Annotated in this window: 20 protein-coding genes and 1 pseudogene; 10 read left to right on the forward strand and 11 right to left on the reverse strand. The window is 70.0% G+C overall.

Annotated features, from left to right (window positions below):
* Window positions 1-16 precede the first annotated feature (16 nt).
* Window positions 17-1,345, reverse strand: a complete 1,329-nt coding sequence (locus ACFYZE_RS18505; protein WP_388994688.1) for an ABC transporter substrate-binding protein — start codon at window positions 1,343-1,345, stop codon at window positions 17-19.
* Between the two features lie 222 nt (window positions 1,346-1,567).
* Here ACFYZE_RS18505 and ACFYZE_RS18510 point away from each other — a divergent pair, with 222 nt between their 5' ends.
* The 3 genes from ACFYZE_RS18510 (at window position 1,568) to ACFYZE_RS18520 (ending at window position 6,077) form a co-directional block, all read left to right on the forward strand.
* Complete coding sequence (locus ACFYZE_RS18510; protein WP_388994691.1) at window positions 1,568-2,746, forward strand: ROK family protein; 1,179 nt, start codon at window positions 1,568-1,570, stop codon at window positions 2,744-2,746.
* A gap of 102 nt (window positions 2,747-2,848) precedes the next feature.
* Entirely contained in the window at window positions 2,849-3,958 is a 1,110-nt protein-coding gene (locus ACFYZE_RS18515) for a Gfo/Idh/MocA family protein (RefSeq protein ID WP_388994694.1), read from the forward strand.
* A gap of 196 nt (window positions 3,959-4,154) precedes the next feature.
* Window positions 4,155-6,077, forward strand: coding sequence for a phosphatase PAP2 family protein (locus ACFYZE_RS18520; protein ID WP_388994697.1), 1,923 nt, complete (start codon window positions 4,155-4,157; stop codon window positions 6,075-6,077).
* 145 nt (window positions 6,078-6,222) lie between these two features.
* Here the strand turns inward: ACFYZE_RS18520 and ACFYZE_RS18525 are convergent, their stop codons facing one another.
* Window positions 6,223-6,888 (reverse strand): peptidoglycan-binding protein, encoded by a 666-nt coding sequence (locus ACFYZE_RS18525; protein ID WP_388994700.1) that lies wholly within the window; start codon window positions 6,886-6,888, stop codon window positions 6,223-6,225.
* 196 nt (window positions 6,889-7,084) lie between these two features.
* On the opposite strand from ACFYZE_RS18525, the gene ACFYZE_RS18530 reads away from it, so the two are divergent.
* Both ACFYZE_RS18530 and ACFYZE_RS18535 read left to right on the forward strand, forming a co-directional pair.
* Window positions 7,085-8,263, forward strand: coding sequence for a permease (locus tag ACFYZE_RS18530; RefSeq protein WP_388994702.1), 1,179 nt, complete (start codon window positions 7,085-7,087; stop codon window positions 8,261-8,263).
* 301 nt (window positions 8,264-8,564) lie between these two features.
* Window positions 8,565-8,712, forward strand: a pseudogene (locus ACFYZE_RS18535) (AbfB domain-containing protein); the annotation flags it as partial.
* Between the two features lie 9 nt (window positions 8,713-8,721).
* Here ACFYZE_RS18535 and ACFYZE_RS18540 read toward each other — a convergent pair.
* From ACFYZE_RS18540 to ACFYZE_RS18570, 7 genes are all read right to left on the reverse strand, one after another.
* The gene (locus tag ACFYZE_RS18540; protein WP_388994705.1) at window positions 8,722-9,894 is read right to left on the reverse strand and encodes a GDSL-type esterase/lipase family protein; all 1,173 of its coding nucleotides are present in this window, start codon (window positions 9,892-9,894) and stop codon (window positions 8,722-8,724) included.
* Between the two features lie 15 nt (window positions 9,895-9,909).
* The gene (locus ACFYZE_RS18545; RefSeq protein ID WP_388995282.1) at window positions 9,910-10,497 is read right to left on the reverse strand and encodes a TetR/AcrR family transcriptional regulator; all 588 of its coding nucleotides are present in this window, start codon (window positions 10,495-10,497) and stop codon (window positions 9,910-9,912) included.
* A 101-nt stretch (window positions 10,498-10,598) separates the two neighbouring features.
* A complete protein-coding gene (locus ACFYZE_RS18550; protein WP_388994708.1) occupies window positions 10,599-11,930 on the reverse strand; it encodes an enolase C-terminal domain-like protein in 1,332 nt (443 codons plus the stop codon).
* Between the two features lie 53 nt (window positions 11,931-11,983).
* Complete coding sequence (locus ACFYZE_RS18555; RefSeq protein WP_388994711.1) at window positions 11,984-13,321, reverse strand: gluconate:H+ symporter; 1,338 nt, start codon at window positions 13,319-13,321, stop codon at window positions 11,984-11,986.
* Between the two features lie 154 nt (window positions 13,322-13,475).
* Window positions 13,476-14,246, reverse strand: coding sequence for a sulfite exporter TauE/SafE family protein (locus tag ACFYZE_RS18560; RefSeq protein WP_388994713.1), 771 nt, complete (start codon window positions 14,244-14,246; stop codon window positions 13,476-13,478).
* Window positions 14,247-14,535: 289 nt separating this feature from the next.
* Window positions 14,536-14,922 (reverse strand): PPOX class F420-dependent oxidoreductase, encoded by a 387-nt coding sequence (locus ACFYZE_RS18565; RefSeq protein WP_388994716.1) that lies wholly within the window; start codon window positions 14,920-14,922, stop codon window positions 14,536-14,538.
* A gap of 74 nt (window positions 14,923-14,996) precedes the next feature.
* Window positions 14,997-15,638, reverse strand: coding sequence for an HAD family acid phosphatase (locus tag ACFYZE_RS18570; protein WP_388994719.1), 642 nt, complete (start codon window positions 15,636-15,638; stop codon window positions 14,997-14,999).
* 238 nt (window positions 15,639-15,876) lie between these two features.
* Here ACFYZE_RS18570 and ACFYZE_RS18575 point away from each other — a divergent pair, with 238 nt between their 5' ends.
* The gene (locus tag ACFYZE_RS18575; RefSeq protein WP_388994722.1) at window positions 15,877-16,944 is read left to right on the forward strand and encodes a DUF3800 domain-containing protein; all 1,068 of its coding nucleotides are present in this window, start codon (window positions 15,877-15,879) and stop codon (window positions 16,942-16,944) included.
* Between the two features lie 65 nt (window positions 16,945-17,009).
* Window positions 17,010-18,407: a S1 family peptidase gene (locus ACFYZE_RS18580; protein WP_388994725.1), complete on the forward strand. Its 1,398-nt coding sequence runs from the start codon at window positions 17,010-17,012 to the stop codon at window positions 18,405-18,407.
* Between the two features lie 104 nt (window positions 18,408-18,511).
* Here the strand turns inward: ACFYZE_RS18580 and ACFYZE_RS18585 are convergent, their stop codons facing one another.
* The gene (locus tag ACFYZE_RS18585; protein ID WP_200419677.1) at window positions 18,512-18,700 is read right to left on the reverse strand and encodes a hypothetical protein; all 189 of its coding nucleotides are present in this window, start codon (window positions 18,698-18,700) and stop codon (window positions 18,512-18,514) included.
* Window positions 18,701-18,790: 90 nt separating this feature from the next.
* Window positions 18,791-19,951 (reverse strand): ROK family protein, encoded by a 1,161-nt coding sequence (locus tag ACFYZE_RS18590; protein ID WP_388994728.1) that lies wholly within the window; start codon window positions 19,949-19,951, stop codon window positions 18,791-18,793.
* A 165-nt stretch (window positions 19,952-20,116) separates the two neighbouring features.
* Between ACFYZE_RS18590 and ACFYZE_RS18595 the strand changes: the two genes are divergently transcribed.
* From ACFYZE_RS18595 to ACFYZE_RS18605, 3 genes are read left to right on the forward strand one after another with little or no spacing between them, the layout of a single operon-like run.
* Window positions 20,117-21,082, forward strand: coding sequence for a carbohydrate ABC transporter permease (locus ACFYZE_RS18595; protein WP_388994731.1), 966 nt, complete (start codon window positions 20,117-20,119; stop codon window positions 21,080-21,082).
* Between the two features lie 19 nt (window positions 21,083-21,101).
* Entirely contained in the window at window positions 21,102-22,019 is a 918-nt protein-coding gene (locus ACFYZE_RS18600; RefSeq protein ID WP_388994734.1) for a carbohydrate ABC transporter permease, read from the forward strand.
* 10 nt (window positions 22,020-22,029) lie between these two features.
* Window positions 22,030-23,370, forward strand: a complete 1,341-nt coding sequence (locus tag ACFYZE_RS18605) for an ABC transporter substrate-binding protein (RefSeq protein ID WP_388994736.1) — start codon at window positions 22,030-22,032, stop codon at window positions 23,368-23,370.
* Window positions 23,371-23,377 lie beyond the last annotated feature (7 nt).

The following is a 23,377-nucleotide window of genomic DNA, read 5'->3' on the forward strand; positions in this document are numbered from 1 at the left end:
CCGCCCGGGCCTTGTCCTACGACCCTCCGCCGACCTGCTGGTTGTAGCCGGCCACGATGTTGTCCAGGGCCTTGTCGACCGACTGCTGGCCATTGATCGCCTTGCCGATCTCCGTCTTGGTCGGGTCGGTGGTGAGGCTCCTGCCCTTCAGCACCCAGTCCGTCTGCGCGTTGTTGAAGTAGCCGGAGATCGGGGCGTAGAGCGGGATCTCCTCGTTGTACAGCTTGAACGCCGCTTGCGCCGCCTCGGAAGTGAACGGGTACTTCGGGTTCAGACCGCTCTCGACGGGCAGGAACCCGGACGTCTCACACAGCTCGCGGTAGTGGTCCGGCTCGTACACCCACGACATGAACTTCTTCGCGGCGGCGGCCGCGGCGCCGTTGTTGTTGAAACCCACCATCAGGCCGCCGCTGTTGACGTCACTGGCCTGCACCGGCTGGGCGGGCGTCGGGACGCTCGCCCAGTCGAACTTCTTGATGCTCTCGGCGAAGGCGGGAACCTGCCACACACCGGACCAGTAGGCGACCACGTCGCCGCTCTGGAACATCGCCGACGGATCGGCGCCGCTGGTCCACACCGACTTCGGCATGGTCTTGTCGTCGTTCAGCCCGACGAAGAAGTTCACGGCCTTCTTGGTCGCGTCGTCCACCGAGAACTTGCCGGAGGAGTCCGCGTGGACGTACTTGCCGCCGAACTCGTACACCATGGCGCGCAGCCGGGAAGGCGACTGGTCGAACGTCAGGGAGTACTTGGCGCCGGTCTTCTCCCGGACCGTGTTCGCCGCCTTGATGAAGTCGGTCCACGTCCAGGTGCTCTGGGGGGAGGTCGGGAAGGAGACGCCGGCCTTCTTGAACAGCGTCTCGTTGATGAACAAGCCGGACGCGGTGACGTCCGAGGGGATGGACAGCACCTTCCCGGACGAGTCCTTGGCGAGGAAGTTGGCGTTGATGTTGTTGCTCTTGTCGTTCGCGATGGAGCCGAGGTCGATCAGCTTGCTCGACCAGATCGGGTCCAGCGCGGGCACATCCGCCACGTCGGGCAGAGCGTTCGCCTGAGCGGCGTTGTGCAGCTTCGTCGTGTAGCCGTCGTAGGGGATGTTGACGAGCTTGACGTCGACGCCGGTTTCCTTCTTGTACTCCGCAACCAGCTTCTTCCAGCCCGCGTCCTGCCCCGGAACCGTGGACAGCCAGAACGTCAGCGACTTCTCGTTGCCGCCCGACCCGGACCCGGAGCCGCAGGCGGAGAGGAGGAGGGCGGCCGCCGTGGCCACCGCGGCGAGGGGCGCCATGCGACGCATACTGCCGCGGCCGAGCAGGCGGGAGCGCCGCACACCCACACAGGTCATCTTGGATCCCTTTCCGTCGTAGCGGACGGAGCACGGCGCCGGCCGCTAGCAGTAGCAGGTCCCCGTTTCTTATCACTGTGATTAAATACCCACAAGGGTTGGCGACATCTCCTTTGCGCATTGACGCCCTTGGCATGCAGCGGGCGGCTGGGTAGTCTCCGAGTCAGCCACGAAACGAGCGGACGAGACTTATCCTCAGTCCGATGGCTATTGGGGAGGGTTGTGAACCGACGGGCGCCGCGCACCGCGACAACACGGCACGTCACCGAGATCAACCGGACCGCGATCCTGGACGTCCTGCGTGAGCACGGACCACTGTCTCGGCGTGACATCCAGGAGCGCACCGGACTCGGCTCGGCCACCATCGAGCGGCTGTGCTCGGCGCTCATAGAGGAAGGCGCGGTCGAACTCGCGGGCCAGGTGCGCCCCTCGGTCGGCCGGCCCTCGACGCTGCTGCGTTTCGCGTCGTCGGCACGCGCCATCGTCGCCGTCGACGTCACCGAGTACACGGCACGGGGACGCGTGGTGAACCTGGGCGGAACCACGCTGTACGAGGAGAGCCAGACCTTCGATCTCGACGGTGGAGACGCAGGTTCGGTCCGTTTGAACGGGCTGCTCCACCTTGTGGACCGGCTGACCTCCCCGCAGACGGGGGTGACGGCGCCGATCGTCGCCGTCGGCATCACGGTTCCCGGCATCGTGCACTCAGGGGTGGTGTCGAAGGCGGTCGAACTCGACTGGCGGGAGGTGCCGCTCGCCGACATCGTCTCGGCTCGGTGCGGTCTCCCGATCCATGTCGAGAACGACGCCAACGCGACGGCCTACGGCGAGTGGACCAGCGGTGCCCTCGCGGGCGCACACAGTGCCGTCGCCCTCGTGCTCGGCGCCAGACTCAGCGCGGGGATCATCAACGAGGGACATCTCTACCGGGGGCACCGGTCGGCCGCGGGGGAGATCGGCTTCCTGCTGAACTCCACCGCGTCGTTCGCCCGTTATTTCCCGGAACAGGGAGATGTCGAGTCGAGTCTGGCGGCACAGGTGCTTCCCTTCGCCGCGCGGGAGGGCCTGCACGGCAGGCGCATCGGTCCCGCGTTCCGCGCGATGATGGCCTGCTGCCGGGCGGGCGACAGCGAGGCCGCGCGGGCCCGCGACGAGTTCTTCGACTCGATCGCCCTCGCCCTCGTCGCTCTCTCGGTCGTGCTCTCGCCCCAGGTCATCGTTCTGGCCGGCGCGTTCGCACAGTACAGCGAGGAGTCCGCCGAGCAACTGACCAGGCGCCTCGTCGGCCGGATCCCCTGGGTACCGCGGATCGCGGTGAGCGAGCTCGGCTTCGACGCGGCGATCACAGGCGTGAGCGCACTGACGATCGAACACGCCCGTTCCGCGACCTACCTCGCATGATGCGCCGGCGTGAAGCGCCCGGACGCCACCGGGCAGGGGCGCCGCCGGCAGCGCGCCATGCCTGCCTTCCCCCACAAGCCGAACCAGGATGGAGCGTGAGCCATGGACGAAGTGATACGAATAGCGGTCGTCGGCACCGGTGACGTCGCCATGGACCACGCGGCCACGCTCACGGCCCCGAGCCCCGTCGCCGCGGAGATCGTTGCTGCGGCCGACACCGACCGGACACGGCTGGACGCCTTCCTGACCGAGCACCGGACATCGGCCGGCTACGACGACCTCGACGAGTTGCTGGTCCGGTCCCGGCCCGACCTGGTGTACCTGTGCACTCCACCCGGCCTCCACCGCGACCAGGCCCTGGCCTGCCTGCGTTCCGGGGCCAGCGTGCTGGTGGAGAAGCCACCCGCGCTGTCGTTGCGGGAGTTCGACGAGATCGCCACCGCCGTGAGCGGCCCGCCGTGGTTCGCGACGGTGTTCCAGCACCGGTTCGGTCAGGGCCAGGCGAACCTCAAGGCCCTGGCCGGCTCGGAACTGCTGGGCCGCCCGCTGCTGGCGGTCTGTCACACCACCTGGTTCCGCGACCAGGCGTACTTCGACGTGCCCTGGCGCGGTCGGTGGGAAACCGAGGGCGGCGGACCGACGATGGGGCTCGGCATCCACCAGATGGACATGATGCTGGATCTGCTCGGCGACTGGACGGAGGTGCGGGCCGTCACCAGGACGCAGGCGCGCCGTACGGAAACCGAGGACGTCTCGCTGGCACATGTGACGTTCGCCGGCGGCGCCGTGGCCTCCGTGGTGAACAGCGCCCTCTCCCCGCGGCAGGAGTCGTACCTGCGTTACGACTTCGAGTACGCCACCGTCGAGGTGTCGCACCTGTACGGATACCGGGACGAGGACTGGCGTGTGACACCGGTGCCCGGGCACGACGACGTACTCGCGGCATGGAAGGCCGGCATGACCGGCGCCGGGCAGGACCCGGCCGCGCAGAACTCCCGTAGCGGGCACTGGGCACAGTTCGCGCGGGTGCTGTCCAGCCTGCGCGACGGCGCTCCGCCGCCTGTGCCGCTCGCCGAGTCCCGGAGAACTCTCTCACTGGTGGCCGCCATCTACGCATCCGCCGCGACCGACCGCCCGGTGAGACCTTCGGACCTCTCTCCCGGTACGCCCTTCTACGACAGCATGGCCGGTCACCGTGGCCGCTCAGCCTGACCGACCGGCCCCCTTCAAGTACAGGACACGTCCCGGTCGCCGAACTCCCACCGACGGGACACCACCCGGCCGTAGATCTTCGCTCGTACGCATCAGCTGACCTGGATGCCTTCACGAGTCGTCCACGAGTCGCGGGCGACGCACGCCACCTCCCACCACGGCCGCACGGCCGGAGAACTGAAGAGAGGCTCAACGCATGCCGTCACTCCCCGGGCACCACAGCACCTCGTCCGTCAACCGCCGAGGCTTCCTCAAGACCTCGCTGGGTGCCTCGGCGGGGCTGCTGGCCGCGCCCACCTTCGCCACGTGGCTCGCCGCCGCGGACGCGAAGGCCGCGACCGGCCCCGTCGCGTTCGTCGACGACTACAGGACGAACGTCCTGACGAACCGCACCCCCGAGACCAACGCGGTCGTCCGGATCCTGAGCGGCATGGCCGAGACGTGGAAGACGGGCGGAGCCTGGAACACCGGCACGCCGCTGATGCCCGCGGTGCTGCGGGCCAACATGCGCTACTGCGCCCGGATCACCTCCACCCGCACCGACGCGCAGGCGAAGGAGGCGTTCCTCTACGACCGGCAGCACCAGAGCTACGCGATGATCGCCGGCCTGGGCCCGCTGGCCGACCTCTACAAGGCGGGCGCCAAGGCGGTCACGTCGATCACGAGCGCGCCGGACGGCACGCCGCCGGCCAAGATCGACGACGCTGTGCCCGCCGACGCCCCCGCGGGCTCGGCGCTCGGCGCCGGCTCCCACGACTCCGCGCTCGGCAAGGTGGCCCAACTGGTGGACACGCTGCGCGGCCCCTACGCGTCCGGCAACCCGGCCAAGTACGCCTACCAGTACCCGCGTCCGTGGCGCATGAACGAGGACAGCGAGGTCGTCGACACCGGCAGGACCGACGCGTTCGGCTACCCGGTCTACGAGTCCGACGTCGTCGTCGCCCCTCAGCTGCTGCGCCAGCGCAGCACCTCCCCCACCGACGACGGCGGGTTCCCCAGCGGCCACACCAACGCCTTCCACCTGGCGGGACTTGCCTACGCGTACGCGGTCCCGGAGCGCTTCCAGGAGCTGGTGACCCGGGCCCTGGAGCTGAGCCACACCCGGATCGTGGCCGGTATGCACTCCACCGTCGACGTGATCGGCGGGCGCATCATGGCCACCGCCCTGGCCGCCGCCACGCTCGCCGACCCCGCCAACGCCGGCCTCAAGGCGGCGGCACGCGCACAGGCTCTCGCCTACTTCCAGGAGAAGACCGGTGCGACGGCCGACACTCTCTACGCCTACGCGCACTCGGCGGGCACGGACACCGACCCGTACGCCGACCGGGACGCCAACTCCCGTACGGTCGGGCCCCGGTTGACCTATGTACTGACGCGCCACGGGCGCCACACCCACCTGACCGTGCCCAAGGGCGCCGAGGTGCTGCTGGAGACACGGCTGCCGTACCTGGACGCGGCACAGCGGCGCGAGGTGCTGCGCACGACCGCGCTGCCCTCAGGCTATGTGCTGCTGGACGGCTTCGAGCAGTGGGGGCGGCTCAACCTGTTCGCGGCGGCGGACGGTTACGGCTCCTTCGACACGGACGTGCGCGTGACGATGAACGCGGCCGACGGCGGGTTCGCCGCGCACGACAGCTGGCGCAACGACATCGACGGCTGCGGCGGCCTGACCAAGCGCGGCACCGGGACTCTGACCCTGGCCGGGAACAATCGGTACACGGGCGCGACGGTGGTCGAGGACGGCACCCTGGTCGCCGCCTCGCGGAGCGCGCTGGGTCACGGTGATGTGCGGGTGACGGGCGGAACGCTTGAGGTGGCCGGCGCCGTACGGGTGCGCGGCTCCTACACGCAGGCGGCCGGTGCGGCCCTGGACGTCACGCTCCGGGCGGGGCACAAGGCGGCGCTGACGGTCGAGCGGCGCGCGGTGCTCGACCGCGACAGCGTGCTGACGCTGCACCTGGACGAGGACCGGCCGCCGGCGGCGGGCACCGTCGTGCCGGTGCTCGAAACGGACGCGCTGCGCGGGCAGTTCGGGCGCGTCACCGTGGCGTCGGACGCCTACCGGGCGGTGCCGGTGTACACGGCGGACGGGTTGGCGGTACGGCTGCTGAAGCGGTAGCCGGTGGCCGGTGGCCGAACGGTGACGGGCGTGTCGCGCCAGGGGAATGCGTGACACGCCCGTACCGCCCGGGGCGGGCACGGGTGCGTACGGATCGAGGGTGAGCGGCCGCCGTACGCGGACCCGTGCCCGCTGCCGCACCTCGCTAGAGCGTGGTGCGGGACTCGAGGTCGCGGCGGGTGTCGTTGCCGTAGACGCCGGTCTCGTCGCCGCGGATGCCGTACCAGAGCTGGAAGCGGGCCACGGCGGCCGCGAGCGTGGCGTCGTAGCGGCCGTCGGTGGAGCCGTGGTCGTAGACGTCGGGGATGCGCAACAGACGTTCTTGCAGTTCGGTCACCTGCGGGCCGCTGTCGCCCTCGCGCAGGGTCCCGGGGCCGTCGGGATCGGTGTCCGTCCGCTGGGCGGGGGCGCTGGTGACGGGTGGCCGGTGCGGCGGGGGCGCGGCGTGCCGCTCGGTGCCGTCGCCCTGCGGGCCCGGCAGGAGGAGGGCGGCGCCGAAGCCGATGAGGGCGGCCGCGGTCACCCCGACCGTGATCGCCGCACGGCGCAGGGTGAGTCCGTCGTCGACGGGTCGCTCGCGCCGGCCCCGGGCGGACGGTACGGGAGGCAGTTCCTCCGTCGCGTCCTCGGCGGTCGCCGGCGCCACGTGGACGACGATCGGCTCGTAGCCGGGTCGGGGCGGGCGCCCCTCCCCTTCTTGCAGCTCTCTGACGAGTTCGGCCAGGGCCTCGGTGCGGCGGCGGCGCACGACGTAGGTGGGTTCCAGCACCCGGCGCCGCAGCGGCTGACCCTGCCCGGTCGGTGTCGACACACTGCTCTCCTTCCGTGCCCGCGGTCTCCCGCCGTCCCCGGGAAACATACGTGCGGGCATCCCGACCGGTTCACCGGAACCCAGGGTCACCGCGGCGACGGTGCGCCCGTCCGGCGCCCGGTGACGAGTACAGCTCTCGCCGCCATACCCCCAGGGGGTACAGTCCCTGTCGGACCATCAGGGAGGAGGGCACCTCATGTGGGACGCGATCGTCCACGCGCTGACCATCACCGGGTCGATGACCTGGGAGATCACCTGGGCGTTGATGCTCGGCTTCACCCTGTCCGCCGTGGTGCAGGCGGTGGTGCGCCGGTCGACCGTCGTGCGGCTGCTGGGTGACGACCGGCCGCGCACGCTGGCCCTGGCGGCCGGGCTCGGCGCGGCCTCCTCCTCGTGCTCGTACGCCGCCGTCGCGCTCGCCCGCTCGCTGTTCCGCAAGGGCGCGAACTTCACGGCGGCCATGGCGTTCGAGATCGCCTCGACCAACCTCGTCATCGAACTCGGTGTGATCCTGGCCCTGTTGATGGGATGGCAGTTCACCGTCGCGGAGTTCGTGGGCGGGCCGGTGATGATCGTGGTGCTCGCCGTGCTGTTCCGCGTCCTGCTGCGCGAGCGGCTGCTGCGCTCGGCCCGCGCACAGGCCGAGCGGGGACTGGCCGGGTCGATGGAGGGGCACGCGGCGATGGACATGTCGGTGGCCGGCCAGGGTGGCTTCCTGCGCCGGCTGCTGTCGCAGGCGGGTTTCACATCCGTGTCGCACATCTTCGTCATGGAGTGGGCGGCGATCCTGCGCGACCTGGTGGCCGGTCTGCTGATCGCGGGCGCGATCGCCGCATGGGTTCCGGAGGAGTTCTGGCGCACGTTCTTCCTGGCCGGCCATCCGGAGGCGGCCAAGGTGATCGGGCCGCTGGTCGGGCCACTGGTGGCCATCGCGACGTTCGTGTGCTCGATCGGGAACGTGCCGCTGGCGGTGGTGCTGTGGAAGGGCGGCATCAGCTTCGGCGGCGTGATCGCCTTCATTTACGCCGACCTGCTGATCCTGCCCATCCTGAACATCTACCGGAAGTACTACGGCGCACGCACCGCCGCGTTCCTGCTCGTCACCTTCTACGCGGCGATGGTGGTGGCCGGATACGTCGTCGAGTTCCTCTTCGGCGGCCTCGGCCTGGTCCCCGACCAGGCCCGCGCACGGATCCCCGGGGAGGCCATCAGCTGGAACTACACGACCTGGCTCAACATCGCCTTCCTGCTGCTGGCCGCGATCCTGCTCGTACGTTTCCTGCGCACCGGCGGCCCGGCCATGCTGCGGATGATGGGCGGGGCGCCCGGGCACGAGCAGCACGCCGCGACAGACGAGGGTCACCACTCCCACTGAGTGCCACAGTTCACCGAGTGGCCCCGTTCGGGCGTGAGGCCGCGGACGGCTGCCGGCCACGGCACGCGGGGACGCCGTCCTGAGGAGCCATTGCCCCACAGGAATCGGCAAGCATCGCCTCCACGATTGACGCTCGCTCAGCTCGCCTCTACCGTCTGACCGATCCACCGAACCGCGTTCGAAATCCCGGCCTTCGCACGCCCTTTGGAACCCATGAGCGTCCACCCCCGCCCCCGTTCACGGCCGTCACGCCGGTTCTTCCTCGGTATGGCCGCGTCGGTGCCGCCGGCCCTGTCCGACCACCGCGGGGCTCGCCGACTCCTCGTGGACGTCCTTCCGCTCGTACAACTACCCGACCCGATACGTCAGGCACTTCGACTACGTGCTGCGCATCGACCCGATCTCGACGGCCACCGACCGGGCCCGACGCCACGTTCCCCGTCGGCTACCAGGCCCGGCTACCAGGACCGGAAAGGGCCGTCGGCCGTGAAGGCCAGCTTGGCGAAGCGTTCGCCGATGCGGCGGTGCGTGGCGGCGTCCGGGTGGAGTTCGTCGGGCAGCGGCAGCTCGGCGGCGTCGGCCTCACCGTAGAGGTCGCGGCCGTCGAGATGGTGCAGGTTCGGGTCGTCGGCCGCCCGTTGCCGTACGGTCCGGGCCAGCTCGTCACGGATGACGGCGAGGGTCAGCTTGCCCTGCGCCACTTCCGCCGGATCCCCGGCAGCCCGGAAGCGGAGTCGCCCTGTGGCGAGGGCGGGGAAGTCCGGGGCGCTGGGCCCGGGGGTGTCCTCGTGGATGGGGCACAGCAGGGGCGAGACGACCAGCAGCGGTGCGGTGGGGTGGCCTTCGCGGATGGTGTCGAGGAAGCCGTGCACGGCGGGGGTGAAGGCGCGCAGACGCATCAGATCGGTGTTGACCAGATTGATGCCGATCTTGATGCTGATCAGGTCGGCGGGGGTGTCGCGCAGGGCGCGGGCGGTGAACGGGTCGAGCAGGGCGCTGCCGCCCAGACCCAGGTTGATCAGTTCGACGCCGGCGGAGGCGGCGGCGAGTGCGGGCCAGGTCGTGGTGGGACTCGCGGCGTCGGAACCGTGGCTGATCGAACTGCCGTGGTGCAGCCACACCCTGCGGCCCCGATCCGGTACGGGCTCCACGGGCGCGTCGGTGCGCAGGGCGACGAGTTCGGTCGTCTCGTTGTGCGGAAGCCAGATCTCCACGTCCTTGAGCCGCTCGGGCAGGTCGGTGAAGCGGAGGGTGCCGGCCTGTCCGGGCCGGTGTTCGGCAGCTCCGGTGGCCATGTCGATGGTGAGGGTATGACCGTCCGGCACACTGGCCCGGCCCGCCAGGTGACCGTCGACGAGCAGGTCGTAGACGCCGTCCGGGCGGGGTGGGGCGCCCACGTAGACCCGCTTGGTCGGCAGCGCGTCCAGTTCGACGGCGGTGGCCCGGGTGCGGAAGGCCAGCCGGACGCCGGAGGGCTGGGACTCGGCCAGGGCGAGTTGGGCGTCGGCGCACTGGGCGCGGGCCCGGGCGGGCAGCCGGTGCGGCAGGACGCCGTGCGCGGTGCACTCCAGGTCGAGGGCGCCGCGCAGGAGCTCCGCGGTGACGGGCGTGGTGATCCAGTGGGTGTTCATCGCTTCAACCCGTCATCAAGACGTCTGGGTGTCCGCGTTCGCGGGCCAGTTGCTCAGCAGGGCGTCGAGGCGATCCAGGATCCATGTCCAGGACTCCTGTGAGTCGGGAGCGCTGTGACTGAAGCCGCCGGCCGCCTCCAGGCTGACGTAGCCGTGGAAGACACTGCCCAGCAGCCGGACCGCGTGCGTCTGGTCCGGTTCCGTCAGGTCGTAGCCGCGCAGGATCGCGCGCGTCATCTGTGCGTGCCTGCCCCCGGCGCTGACGGCCGCCGTCTCCGGGTCGAGGCGGAACCGCGCCGCCGCGTAGCGGCCGGGGTGCTCGCGGGCGTAGTCGCGGTAGACGTTCGCGAAGGCCGTCAGGGCGTCCCTCCCGGCCCGTCCGGCCAGCGCCTCGGCGGCCCGGTCGGCGAGTTCCTCCAGGGCCAGCAGGGCGATCCGGGTCTTGAGGTCGTGGGAACTCTTCAGGTGCGAGTACAGGCTCGCGACCTTGACATCGAACCGCCTGGCGAGCGCGGAAACGGTGACCTGGTCGAAGCCGACCTCGTCGGCCAGTTCCGCCCCTGCCCGGACCAGGCGTTCGGTGGTCAGCCCTGCGCGCGCCATCGCCTGTCCCTTCATGAACCTCAACCTGAACCTGAAGGGATTATGCGCTTTCCTAAACTCATTAGGCAAATGCCATACGCGCGTCCGCGCCGCTCGGCGCGTCAGTCGCGCACGGTGCAGGGCCGCTTGGCGTCGAACGTCCAGTCCTCGATGAGGCAGCGCATGCCGGCGCTGTCGTCGCGGTCCGACAGGGCCTTGCTCAGGTACAGCTCGTGAGCGGCGAGGAGCCGGTCCGGGTCGAGCCGGACGCCGAGGCCGGGGGTGTCCGGTACGGCGATCTCCCCGCCGTTGATCCGCGGCGGTTCGGCGGTCAATCGCTCCAGTCCCTCCTGCCAGATCCAGTGGGTGTCGAGCGCGTTGTACTGGCCGGGAGCGGCGGCTCCGCAGTGGGCCATCATGGCCAGGGAGATGTCGAAGTGGTTGTTGGAGTGGCAGCCCCAGGTCAGCCCCATGGAGTGGCACAACTGGGCGACACGGACCGACCCCTGCATGGTCCAGAAGTGCGGGTCGGCGAGCGGGATGGAGACGGACTGCAGCGCCAGCGCATGGGTGAGCTGGCGCCAGTCGGTGGCGATCATGTTGGTGGCGGTGGGCAGCCCGGTGACCCGGCGGAACTCGGCGAGGATCTCCCGCCCGGAGTAGCCGCCCTCGGCTCCGCAAGGGTCCTCGGCGTAGGCGAGGATGCCGACGAGGGGCCGGCACAGGTCGACGGCTTCGCGCAGCGACCAGCAGCCGTTCGGGTCGAGCGTGATACGGGCGTCCGGGAAGCGCTCCTTCAGGGCGCGCACCGCCGCGACCTCCTGGGGGCCCGGCAGCACACCGCCCTTGAGCTTGAAGTCGCGGAAGCCGTAGAGCTCGTGCGTGGCCTCGGCCTGCCGGACGATCGCCTCGGGGGTGAGGGCCTCCTCGTGGCGGATGCAATACCAGTCGGACCTCGCGGCGGGTTCGCGGACGTAGTCCAGCTCCGTCCTGTCGGGGTCACCGACGTAGAAGAGGTAGCCGAGGAAGCGGACGGAGTCGCGCTGTTTGCCGTCGCCCAGCAGGGCGGCGACGGGCACGTCGAGATGCTGCCCGAGCAGGTCGAGCAGCGCGGATTCGACGGCGGTGACCGCGTGCACGGTGGTGCGCAGGTCGAAGGTCTGCTCGCCGCGTCCGCCCGCGTCCCGGTCCGCGAACCGGTCGCCCATGGCGCGCAGGACGTGCTTGTAGTCGCCGACGCGAGCGCCGACCACGAGCGGTTCGGCCTCGCGCAGCGTCCGTGTGATCCGCTCCCCGCCGGGCACCTCACCGAGCCCGGTGCGCCCCTCGGAGTCCTCGATGACGACCACGTTGCGGGTGAAGAAGGGGCCGTGTGCGCCGGAGAGGTTGAGCGCCATGGAGTCCCGGCCGGCGACCGGGTACACGGAATAGGAGGTGACGGTGGGCTGGCCCATGACAGGACTCCTCGGAGAGGTGCGAAGGTGGTGGGGTGGGAGGGGGACGCCGGTCACACGCCGATGGCGTCCAGGATCGACTCCATGGCCAGGACGCCGCCGAGGCCGAGGATCGCGAGGACGGTCGTGTAGGTGGTGCGCGCCTTGATCGCGTCGAGGACGGAGAGGTTGAAGTACTCCTTGAACATCCAGAAGCCCGGGTCGTTCACATGGGAGAACGCGATCGAACCGCAGGAGACGGCGAGGACCATGATCTCCGGGTGCACGCCGCTGCCCGCCAGCAGCGGGAGGGCCACGCCCGACGCGGTGACGACGGCGACGGTCGCCGAGCCGAGGGCCACGCGGAGGATGGCCGCGATGAGCCAGGCGAGGATGATCGGCGACAGGGACCAGCCCTCGGTGGCGTTCTTGATGTAGTCGGAGATCCCGCCGTCGACCAGGACCTGCTTGAACGCCCCGCCCGCGCCGATCACCAGCAGGATCATCGCCATCGCCTGGGCCGCCGACCGGCACGAGGCGCTGACCTCCTCCAGGCTGCGGCCGATCCGCGGACCGAACGCCCAGATCGCGACGCACAGGGTGAGCAGCAGGGCGATGGGCGCGGAGCCGATGAAGGCCACGAAGTGCAGGACGGGGCCGGAGGTGGAGGTGGCCAGGTCGGTCACCGCCGCGCCGGCGATCAGCACCACGGGCAGGACGGCGACCGACAGCGACCAGCCCATGCCGGGCATCTCCTCCTCGTTGAAGACACGGTCGCTGACCAGGCCGGTGGGTATCGACGGGTTCATCCTCCGGACGAACGGAAGGCGTGGCCACACCAGGGCGATCAGTGCACCGACGGGGACGGCGATGAACAGGCCGTAGAACAGGGTCAGTCCGACCGAGGCGTGGAAGGTCGCGGCGACGGCGGTGGGTCCGGGGTGTGGCGGCAGGAAGCTGTGCATGGTGGACAGGGCGATCGACATCGGCAGGCCGACCCACAGCAGGTTCGCCCTCGTGACCCGTACCAGCGTGAACGCGATGGGCACGATGATGACGAACGCGACCTCGTAGAACATGGTGACGCCGATCAGCATGGCGGTCAGCACCATGGCGACCTGGACCCAGCGCGGGCCGCAGACGTCGAGCAGCTTTCCGGCGATCCGCTGGGCGGCGCCGGAGTCCCCCATCACCCGGCCGACCATGGCACCGAGCCCGATGGTGAGCATGGTGTCGCCGATCTGCCCTCCGATGCCGTCCGAGAGGACGTCGGGGATCTTCTCCAGCGGTATGCCCCGGACGAGGGCGACGCCCACGGCCACCAGCAACAGGGCTGCGAAGCCATTGAGTCTGAGCTTCGTCATCAAGAAGAGCAGGATCAGCACGCTGATCGCTACGACAACAAGTGGCATGGGTCAGTTCCCCTTTGAACCGCGCGGTCGCCTACTTGAACGACGTCTGCATATAAAGACGTCGTCTACGCATGAGGATGGAGGCTAGGGTTGTGGACGCCGCAGGGTCAATGGGTGGGGAGAGATGCAATCTGATGAGGCGACGGAATCCGACTCACCGTCCGCTCGCCCGGCGCCAGAGGGAGAAGGCCAGGCCGAGGCCCGCCACGGCGATGGCGATCCGCAGCGGGGTCTCGGGCAGGCGCCGTACGATCACCGGGCCCATCCGGCTGCCGACGAGGCAGCCGAGGCCGAGCGCGGTCGCGGCCGTCCAGTCGACCGGGGCCAGGAAGGCGTAGGCGACGGCCGCGGTGACGTTGGCGGCGCCCGTGGCGATGTTCTTCACAGCATTGGTCACGGGCAGGGGCTCGCTCGCGGACAGCGACAGCACGGCCAGCATCAGCACACCCGCCGCGGCGCCGAAGTAGCCGCCATAGAGCCCCACCACCAGGACCGCGCAGGCCAGCGGCAGTCCGGTGCGGACGCCGTCGCCCTTCGACGGGTGTTTCGCCACCAGCCGGCGCAACGGCTCGCGGGCCAGGATGAGTACGGACCCCAGGGCGATCAGCCACGGCACGACACGCTCGAACGCCGAGGACGGGGTGCCCAGAAGCAGGGCCGCGCCGGCCGAGCCTCCCGCGGCCGCGAGCAGGGCGAGCCGCAGGAGTCGTCGGCGCTGGCCGCGCAGTTCCTCCCGGGAGCCGACGGCGGTGCCCACCGTGTTGGAGAACAGCGCCACGGTGTTGGTCACATTGGCGGCCACCGGCGGCAGTCCGGCGGCCAGCAGCGCGGGATAGCTGAACAGAGAGGCCAGTCCGGCGATCGAACCGGCGAGCCCGGAGGCGACACCGGCCCCCGCGAGCAGCACAACGGCGCCGACGTCCACACGGCCTCCCTCTTGAGATCGACGCGGCCCATACTCCCGTCACCGCGTCTCATATCCAAGATGGTGTCTACATAGGGAGACAGTGGGGTGTCGATGGCAGACCTTGACGCTCCTTTTGTGATGAATGAGCCGTCCGGCGTCCGCTACGAGGACCGGGCCGGCTGGATCCTCTCCCAGCTCCGCCCGTACTCCGACAGGGACACCGTCCGTCCTTCTTCGTGAACTTCCCGGCGGTCGGGGTGAACTGCCCGGACGGCATGACCCGACCTGGGAGCACGCCGGGGCCGTTCTACGCCTGAGCCGGAGTCACCCGGATGCCGACCGTGCCCTTCTCGCCGCGCCGCAGCCGGCTGCCGAGAAGGGTGAGGCGGCCGACGAGGCCGTACTTGCGCGCGATCAGCCGCCGGTAGCGGGCGGTGGTGGCCGCGTCGCGGATCTCGGCGGTGGCGCGGACCTGCTCGCCGGTCGGGTTGCCGCGCAGGTCGCAGGGGCCGACGAGGACTTCGGAGCGGGCCCGGATCCGCTTCACCTTCCAGGAGTCCGCGGCGGTCCACACACCGAGCGCGTCACCGTCCCGCACCACCCAGACCGGGGTGGCGACCGGGGTGCCGTTCCGGCGGTAGCTGGTGACCAACAGGTACTTGCCCGTTCCGAGCTGATCCAGGAGCGCGTGCATGAGCGCAGTGTAGGTGCCACGCACGAGAGGGTGCCGGTACGGCCCTGCCGGCACCCTCTCGCGTGAAAGGACCGTCAGGACAACGCGCCGTCGTAGTCGGGCAGCTTGAACGTGCGCTCGGCGTGGCCGCCGACCAGGTCGGAGGCGTTGTTGCCGACGTTGGCGATGATCGTGTAGCCCTGCGCCTCGATCTCCGCGCGCTTGCTCGTCTTGTACGCGCTCACCTCGTCGAACAGGTCCGGCAGATCCCGCACGAAGAGGCCGTCGACCGGGTAGCCCACCGTCTTGAGGTTCCACTTGGTCTCGGCCTCGATGATGCCGGGCCGCGCGGTGACGAAGAAGACGGAAACCCCCCGGGACTTGGCGTACTTCGCGAGCTCCAGGGACGACTGGACCGCCGGGGTGGGCAGTTGGTACCAGGGGTGGAAGTACGTCTCGAGCGTGGTGTTGTCGATGTCGAAGACGATCGCGAGCTTCTGCCCGGTCGCGGTCGCCGTGCGCTGCCGGACGTACGGCAGCGCCTGGTCGACGACCGCCTTCACATCCGCCTGCCAGGTGGCGTAGTCGACTCCGGCGGCCTGCGCCGCCGCCACGCTCACGGTGGTTGCCGCGGGAGCCGCGGAGGCGGTCCCCGCAGCGGTCACCGTGCCGCCGATGCCCAGCGCCACGACCGCCGACACCGCGCCGATGCGGCGCACCGCACCACGTCTTGTCATTCCCGTCCCTTCCCTCGCGTCCACATCACGTCCGTGCGGCTGCGGCGTCTCTGCCACAGCCGCGCCCGACATGTTCACGTCCAATGATGGACGCCAGACCACGCAGAAGTTACTGACGCGTAGACAGTTACTTGCCAGTAGCCAGGACTTGGCGGGAGTTCGCCGGCGACGTGGGGCGGTTCACCGTGTGCCGCGTGCGGGATGATCCTCATGCGGTACGAGGGCAGGGGGCGAGACGGTGAGCCGGCATCGTGAGAGTACAGTCCGCGCGCGGACCGCGGGACGACTGCTGGAGGTGGCGTGCGACGAGTCGGGATCGGACGGCGAGAACCTCACCGGCGGGAACACCGACGTGTTCGCGCACGCCAGTGTGCATCTGCCTCTGCCCTCGGCGGCCGCGCACGTCCAGGAGATCCGGGACCGCATCCGCTCACCCGCGGAGGAGTACAAGGCGACCCATCTGCTGCGGGAGAAGCACCGCGCGGTGCTGGAATGGTTTCTCGGCTCCTCGGGGCCGCTGCACGGGCACGCCCATGTGCTGCTCGTGGAGAAGTCGTTCTTCGTGGTCGACCGTGTGGTGGACCTGCTGCTCGGTGATCCGGCGCCCGCCCTCGCCCTCTTCCGCACCGGGCGTGAACGCTTCGGGGAGGAGCGGTGGCGGCGCTTCCTGGAGGCGTCCAACGATCTGGTGCGAGCCAGGAACAACGGGCACCCGGAGGCTCCCGTCGACTTCTTCTTCCGCGCCGTCGAGGACCTGCTCCGGGCCTGTCCACGGGGCGAGGCGGGCGAGACCCTCGCGCTGCTGGCCGGGGCGCGGGAGAGGGCGCGGGCGTACCGGGCGCGGATCGCCGGCGGCCCGGCGGTCGTTCCGGCGCTCAACCCCCTGCTGCCGGCCCTCGTGCGCACCGCGGCGTACTGGGGAGCGGGCGGGCACCGGGTCGCGCTCGTGCACGACGAGCAGAACGTGCTCACCGCGCAGCGCATCGCCTGGCTGAAGGAGACCACCGGGCTCTTCGGGTTCCGGCTCGTCGACTCCCGGCTCGATCCGCGGGTGCAACTCGCCGACTTCCTCGCCGGGATCGCCCGCAAGCTCGCCTCCGACGAGCTGAACAGGCGCGGCGACCCGGCGCTGACCGCGCTGCTGCGCCCGTACGTGGACGGGGACTCCCTGTGGGGGGACGAGCGCAGCGGCGTCTCGCTGCTGCGCTCCTGGGGCCTCTCGCGCCTGCCCGGCGACGCCCGGCCGGCGGCGCGACTTCCGCGGCGCGTCGGTGAACACCCGAGCACGTGCGCACGTATGGAGTGAGGGCGCGCGACGACCGGAGTGCCCCACGGTGGTGACGCCGTGCTGTTCGGGTTCGGGAGCCATGGATGAGGCATGCACGACGACGGATCATCCGGCGGGGGGCGCGCATCGCGGCCGTCGGCGGACTGCTCCTGGGTGGTCTGATGGTCACCCAGGCCCTTGCGAGCGAACCGTCCGGCGCGCAGACCCCCTTCAGCACGGGCACGTCCGCCATGACCGCCTCACAGACGGGCTCCCAACTGGTGTCCCGGCTCGGCACCTCGCGGACGGCGGGCAGCTGGGTCGCCTCCGACGGGAAGCCCGTGGTCGCCGTGACGGACAGGGCTGCGGCGGACGCGGTGACGGCTGCCGGGGCCGGGGCCAGGATGGTGCGGCACAGCATGGACGAGCTGAAGTCGGCCACGAAGACGCTGAGTTCCGCCCCCAGAGTGGCGGGCACCGCCTGGTCCGTGGACTACCGGACCAACCAGGTCGTGGTGCAGGCCGACCGTACGGTCTCCGCGTCCGACTGGTCCCGTATGACGAAACTGGCCCACGGCATCGGGGACTTCGTCCGGATGGAGCGCGCCCAGGGACGGTTCACGACCCGCGTGGCCGGTGCCCAGCCGATCTTCTCGACCAGCGGCCGCTGTTCCGCGGGTTTCAACGTGACCAACGGGCAGGGCGAGTTCATCCTCACCGCCGGGCACTGCGGCCCGGGCGGCACGCTCTGGTTCTCCGACAACACGGGCCGGACCCAACTGGGCCGGACCGTCACCTCGCAGTTCCCCGGGGACGGCGACTTCTCCCTCATCCGCTACGAGAACGGGCAGGCGACGCCCGGGGAGAACGTCGTCGCCATCGGGGGCGGGCGCGGGGTGCGCATCACGGCGGCCGGGGACCCGGTGGTGGGTGAGAAGGTGTTCCGCAGCGGCAGCACCAGCGGTCTGCACGACGGCGAGGTCACCGCGCTGAACGCGACGGTGAACTACCCGGAGGGCTCGGTCACCGGTCTCATCCAGACCACGGTGTGCGCCGAACCGGGCGACAGCGGCGGCCCGTTGTTCTCCGAGGGCATCGCGCTCGGGGTGACCTCGGGCGGCAGCGGGGACTGCCAGGCGGGCGGTACGACGTTCTTCCAGCCGGTGACGAGGGCGATGGCCGCGCTCGGGGTCCAGCTGACGGGGCAGGGGCAGGCGGCCGGCGGTGCGAGCGCCGGGGCCTCCGCCGCTCCCGCTCCGTCCGTCTCGGCGTCCCAGGGTGCGGCGATCGCGCCCGGGTCGGCGGCACCGGGCGCGGTCCAGGAGGTCGGTGCCACCGGGACGGCGGACGGATTCCTGTCGCGGCTCTCCGATCCGCGCAACGTCGGGCCCGGTCTGCTGGTGATCGCGGGCAGCCTGGTCGCGCTGGTGGCCACGCGCTACATCCGGTCGGAACAGGAACGGAACGCCTATCGCCGGGCGTACTCGGGGACCTGGGGCTGAGCGGCCGGGTCGCGCGGTCCCCTCAGGGGCGCCGCGGGTGCCGAGCCGGCCGCTGTCGGCGGTGATGGTGGTGGTCAGAACGCGGGAGGTGGCCGGGCGGGCGGTCAGGCCGCCTTCGTCGGGCGCGGCGAGGAGGCCGCCGCCCATTCCAGGACGAGCCGCTGGTACTCCCGCCGCTCCTCGAGGCTCAGGATCCCGCCGCTGCGGAACCACAGTGCCCGGATCTCCTCGTTGACCTCGTCGGCGGAACGCTCCGCTACGGGTTCAGGAGTGGTGGACATGCCGTGAAGCATACGGGCCCCGGCGTGAAGACGATGTGAGCAATCAGGCACCTCCCGGCATTCCGGACCGTGAAGCTGATCACGTCCGACCGGCCGGACGGGTCATCCGTCCACGACACCCAGCACGAGCACCTGGATCGCCAGCACCGCCGCTCCGCGCGCCCAGTCGTGGAAGTCGGAGACCTTGGTCTCCAGGCAGACCGGAGTGGCCAGCGGGTGACGCTGGGCGCGGATGGTCTCCTCCACCGTCTTCCCGGCCACGTCCACCAACCCCACCCCCTCCCCGGCCAGCAGGATCTTCTGCGGCATCGCGAAGTTGGAGATCTGGGCGACCAGCGTGCCGAGGGCCCGCGCGGCCTCGTCGACGACGCGGGAGCACATCGGTTCGCCGGCGGCGGCGAGCCCGAGGATCTCCTCGTACGTCTTGTCGCTGCCGGTGGCGGCCCTGATCTGGTAGCGGATGCTGGGGATGGTCAGCAGCGAGACCGCGCTGCCGCGCTCGCCGGACGGGGTGAGCGGCCCGTTGGGGTTGATGATCCAGTGCCGCCCGAAGCCGTGGTCCTCCTCGGCGTAGGGCACCCGCTTGCCGCCCAGGACGAGGCCGTAGCCGATGCCGGCGCCGATGGTGAGGACGACGAAGCGTTCCAGACCGCGGCCGGCCCCGAACCAGGTCTCGGCCTCGACCAGCGCGGCCACGTCGTTCTCGACGACCACCGGAAGCCCGGTGCGCTCCTCCACCAGCCGGGCCAGCGGCACCTCGCGCCAGTGCAGGAAGGCGGACTCGCCGACCACGGCGCGGTCCTGGACGAGTCCGCCGACGCCGATGCCGATGCCCGCCGCCGTCGGGAACTCGGCGGTGAGCGCGCCGGTCATCTCCGCCAGCAGCTCGGCCACATGGACGGGGTCGTGGCTGGTGAGCGGGCGGTCCAGGCGGGCGACGATGTCGCTCCTGAGCGTGGTGACCACGCCGTAGACCATCTCTTCGGTGATCTTGAATCCGAGGAAGGTCCGGGACTCGGCGACGACGTCGAGGGGCTGTGAGGGGCGCCCCTGGCGACCCTCGGCCGGACCGCCCCCGTCGGCGACCTCGATCAGCAGACCCGACTCGAGGAGCGGCTTGGTGAGCCGGGTGAGGCTGCCGGCCGAGAGGTCGAGCCGTCGCGCGAGGTCGGCGCGCGAGAGCGGCCCGTGGACGAGCACCTCGATCGCCACGGCACGCTCGCCGGGACTCAGCGGCAACCAGCTGGCAGCGCGTGCAGTCATGCGACCAGACTCCCACACGTTTTATTTTGCGATGGAACTAATCGAGGGCACTCTACGCCGATGAACGCCATTGCAAAAGAACTGTGCGCGACCCTTGACGCATGGATTCTTCCGCATCAAAAGTAAATGCCACCGAGGACGAGCCGCCGACGAGGAGGGTCACCGATGACCGTCGCCTCCAGCAGCCCTCCCTCGCGACTGCCGCTGCGCGGCGCCGCGGGGAAGGGGACCGCCACACGGGTGCGTACCGCCCGAGCACGCGAGGGCAGCGGTGACGGGCCGCTCGCCGCCCTCTTCCTGGCCCCGGCCATGCTGGGGTTCCTGGTTTTCCTGCTGTGGCCCACGCTGCGGGGCGTCTATCTCAGCTTCACCCGCTTCAACCTGCTCACCCCGGCCGAGTGGGTCGGCCTGGACAACTACGTCCGTATGGTGCACGACCCGATCTTCTGGGGCTCGCTGAAGGTCACCGTCGAGTACGTGGTGATCAACATCGGGGTGCAGACCGTCTCCGCGCTCGCCATCGCCGTGCTGCTGCAACGGCTGTCGCAGTCGGCGCTGCTGCGCGGCATCGTGCTGACGCCGTATCTGATGTCCAACGTCGTCGCGGGCGTCGTGTGGCTGTGGGTCCTCGACACCCAGCTCGGCATCGGCAACCAGGTCATCGGGGCGCTCGGCTTCGACCACATCCCGTTCCTCGCCGACAAGTCGTGGGCCATCCCGACGATCGCGTTGATCAACGTGTGGCGGCACGTCGGCTACACGGCGCTGCTGCTGTTCGCGGGGCTCCAGGCGATCCCGGGCGACATGTACGAGGCGGCCAGGGTGGACGGCGCCGGCGAGTGGCGGATGTTCTGGCGGATCACGCTGCCGCTGCTGCGACCGGTACTGGCGGTCGTCCTGATCATGACGGTGATCGGCTCGTTCCAGGTCTTCGACACGGTCGCCGTGACCACACAGGGCGGCCCGGCGAACGCCACCAACGTGCTCCAGTACTACATCTACGGCGCCGCCTTCGGCCGCTTCCAGTTCGGCTACGCGTCCGCGATGTCGGTGGCCCTGCTCGTCGTGCTGACCGCGATCACGTTCGTCCAGTACCGGCTCACCCGGGCCGGCCAGACCGACCTCGGCTGACTTACAGGGAGTGACCGACATGGCTGCCGTGGCCACCACGACGACCGCGATACCCGCGAAACGCCGGCTCTCCCTCGGCCGGATCGCCGCCTGGGCGGTCATGGGCGCGATCGTGCTCGTGACGCTGCTTCCGTTCTACTGGATCCTCAGGACGGCCCTGTCCACCAACACCGCACTCGCCGCGCACCCCGGCGACCCCCTGCCCACCGGCCTGACGACCGGCGGCTTCGAGCGGGCCCTGGGTCTGCAGTCGGCCAAGGAGGCCATCGCCCAGGGCGGCGCGGGCGGAGGGCTGAAGTTCTGGCGCTATCTGCTCAACTCGGTGATCCTCTCCACGCTGATCACCGTCTGTCAGGTGTTCTTCTCCGCCATGGCCGCCTACGCCTTCGCACGGCTGAGGTGGCGTGGCCGGGACAAGGTGTTCGGGCTGTTCCTCGCGGCGTTGATGGTGCCGGCCGTTTTCACGCTGCTGCCGAACTTCGTACTCATCAAGCAACTCCACCTGGTCGACACCCTGTTGGGCATCGCGTTGCCGACGATGTTCATGACGCCGTTCGCGGTGTTCTTCCTGCGGCAGTTCTTCATGAACGTCCCCCGCGAGGTGGAGGAGGCGGCCCTGCTGGACGGCGCGAGCAAGGTCAGGATCTTCTTCCGGGTGATGCTGCCGATGGCGGCCACCCCGATCCTCACCCTCGGCGTACTGACGTACATCACCTCGTGGAACGACTACTTCTGGCCGCTGATGGTGTCCTACAGCGACAGCTCCCGTGTGCTCACCGTGGCACTGGCGATCTTCCGGGCCCAGACCCCGCAGACGGGTTACGACTGGTCCGGGCTGATGGCCGCGACCCTCATCGCGGCGCTCCCGATGCTCGTGCTCTTCGGCTGCTTCGCACGCCGCATCGTCGGCTCCATCGGCTTCACCGGGATCAAGTGAGGGGTCCGATATGCGAATTCGTACGGTCGTGGCGTTGGCCGGTGCGCTGGTCCTGTCCCTGGTGAGCGGGTGTGCCAGGGGCGGCGTCGCCGGGTCGTCCGGGAACACGGTGACGTACTGGCTGTGGGACGCCAACCAGCTGCCCGCCTACCAGGCCTGCGCCAAGGACTTCGAGAAGGAGAACCCGGGCCTGAAGGTCAGCATCACGCAGATGGGCTGGGGCGACTACTGGACCAAGCTGACCGCGAGCTTCATCGCGGGCACCCAGCCGGACGTGTTCACCGACCACATCCAGAAGTTCGGCCAGTTCGCCGATCTGAAGGTGCTGGAACCGCTCGACGACCTCGGCATCAACCCCTCCGACTACCAGAAGGGGCTCGCCGACAACTGGATCGCCCAGGACGGCCACCGCTACGGCGCTCCGAAGGACTGGGACACCGTCGCCCTCTTCTACAACCGGAAGATGACCACGGCCGCCGGACTCACCCCCGAACAGATCAACAATCTGAACTGGAACCCGAAGGACGGCGGTACCTTCGAGAAGACCGTCGCCCACCTCACCATCGACCGGAACGGCAAGCGCGGCGACGAGCCCGGCTTCGACAAGCACGACGTCAAGGTGTACGGGCTCGCCAGTGGAGGCGCCGGCGACGGCGACGGGCAGACGACATGGAGCCCCTTCACCGGCTCGGCCGGCTGGCGCTACACCGACAAGGAGCGGTGGAGCACCAAGTACCAGTACGACAGCAAGACCTTCCAGTCGGTCGTCAAGTGGTACTTCGACCTGGCGAAGAAGGGCTACCTCGCGCCGCAGACGGACTACAGCGAGGGCGCCAACCCTGCCAACGCGCAACTGGCGTCCGGCAAGGCCGCCATGGCCTTCGACGGCGCGTGGATGATCTCGACGTACTACGGCTACGAGAACCTGAAGATCGGCACCGCCTTCACCCCCGTCGGCCCCACCGGCAGGCGGGCCACCATGATGAACGGCCTCGCCGACTCCGTCACCAAGAACGCCCACAACAAGCAGGGCGCCCTGAAGTGGGTGAAGTACCTGTCCTCCGACGCCTGCCAGAAGACGGTGGGCAGCTACGGCATCGTCTTCCCCGCCACACCCGACGGGACCCGGGCCGCCGTCGCGGCCTACAAGAAGAAGGGCATCGACGTCACGGCGTTCACCGAGCCGGTCGCCGACAAGCGGGACTTCACCACCTTCACCTACCCGATCACCAACTACGCGGCGGACGTGTACGCACTCATGCACCCCGCCATGCAGGACGTCTACAACGGCGCCGCGGTGAGCGGCCTCGACAAGACCAACAGCCAGATCAACCTGATTCTCTCCCAGTGAAGGGCAC

The sequence above is a fragment of the Streptomyces sp. NPDC001796 genome (assembly GCF_042892355.1).
Classification (GTDB): Bacteria; Actinomycetota; Actinomycetes; order Streptomycetales; family Streptomycetaceae; genus Streptomyces.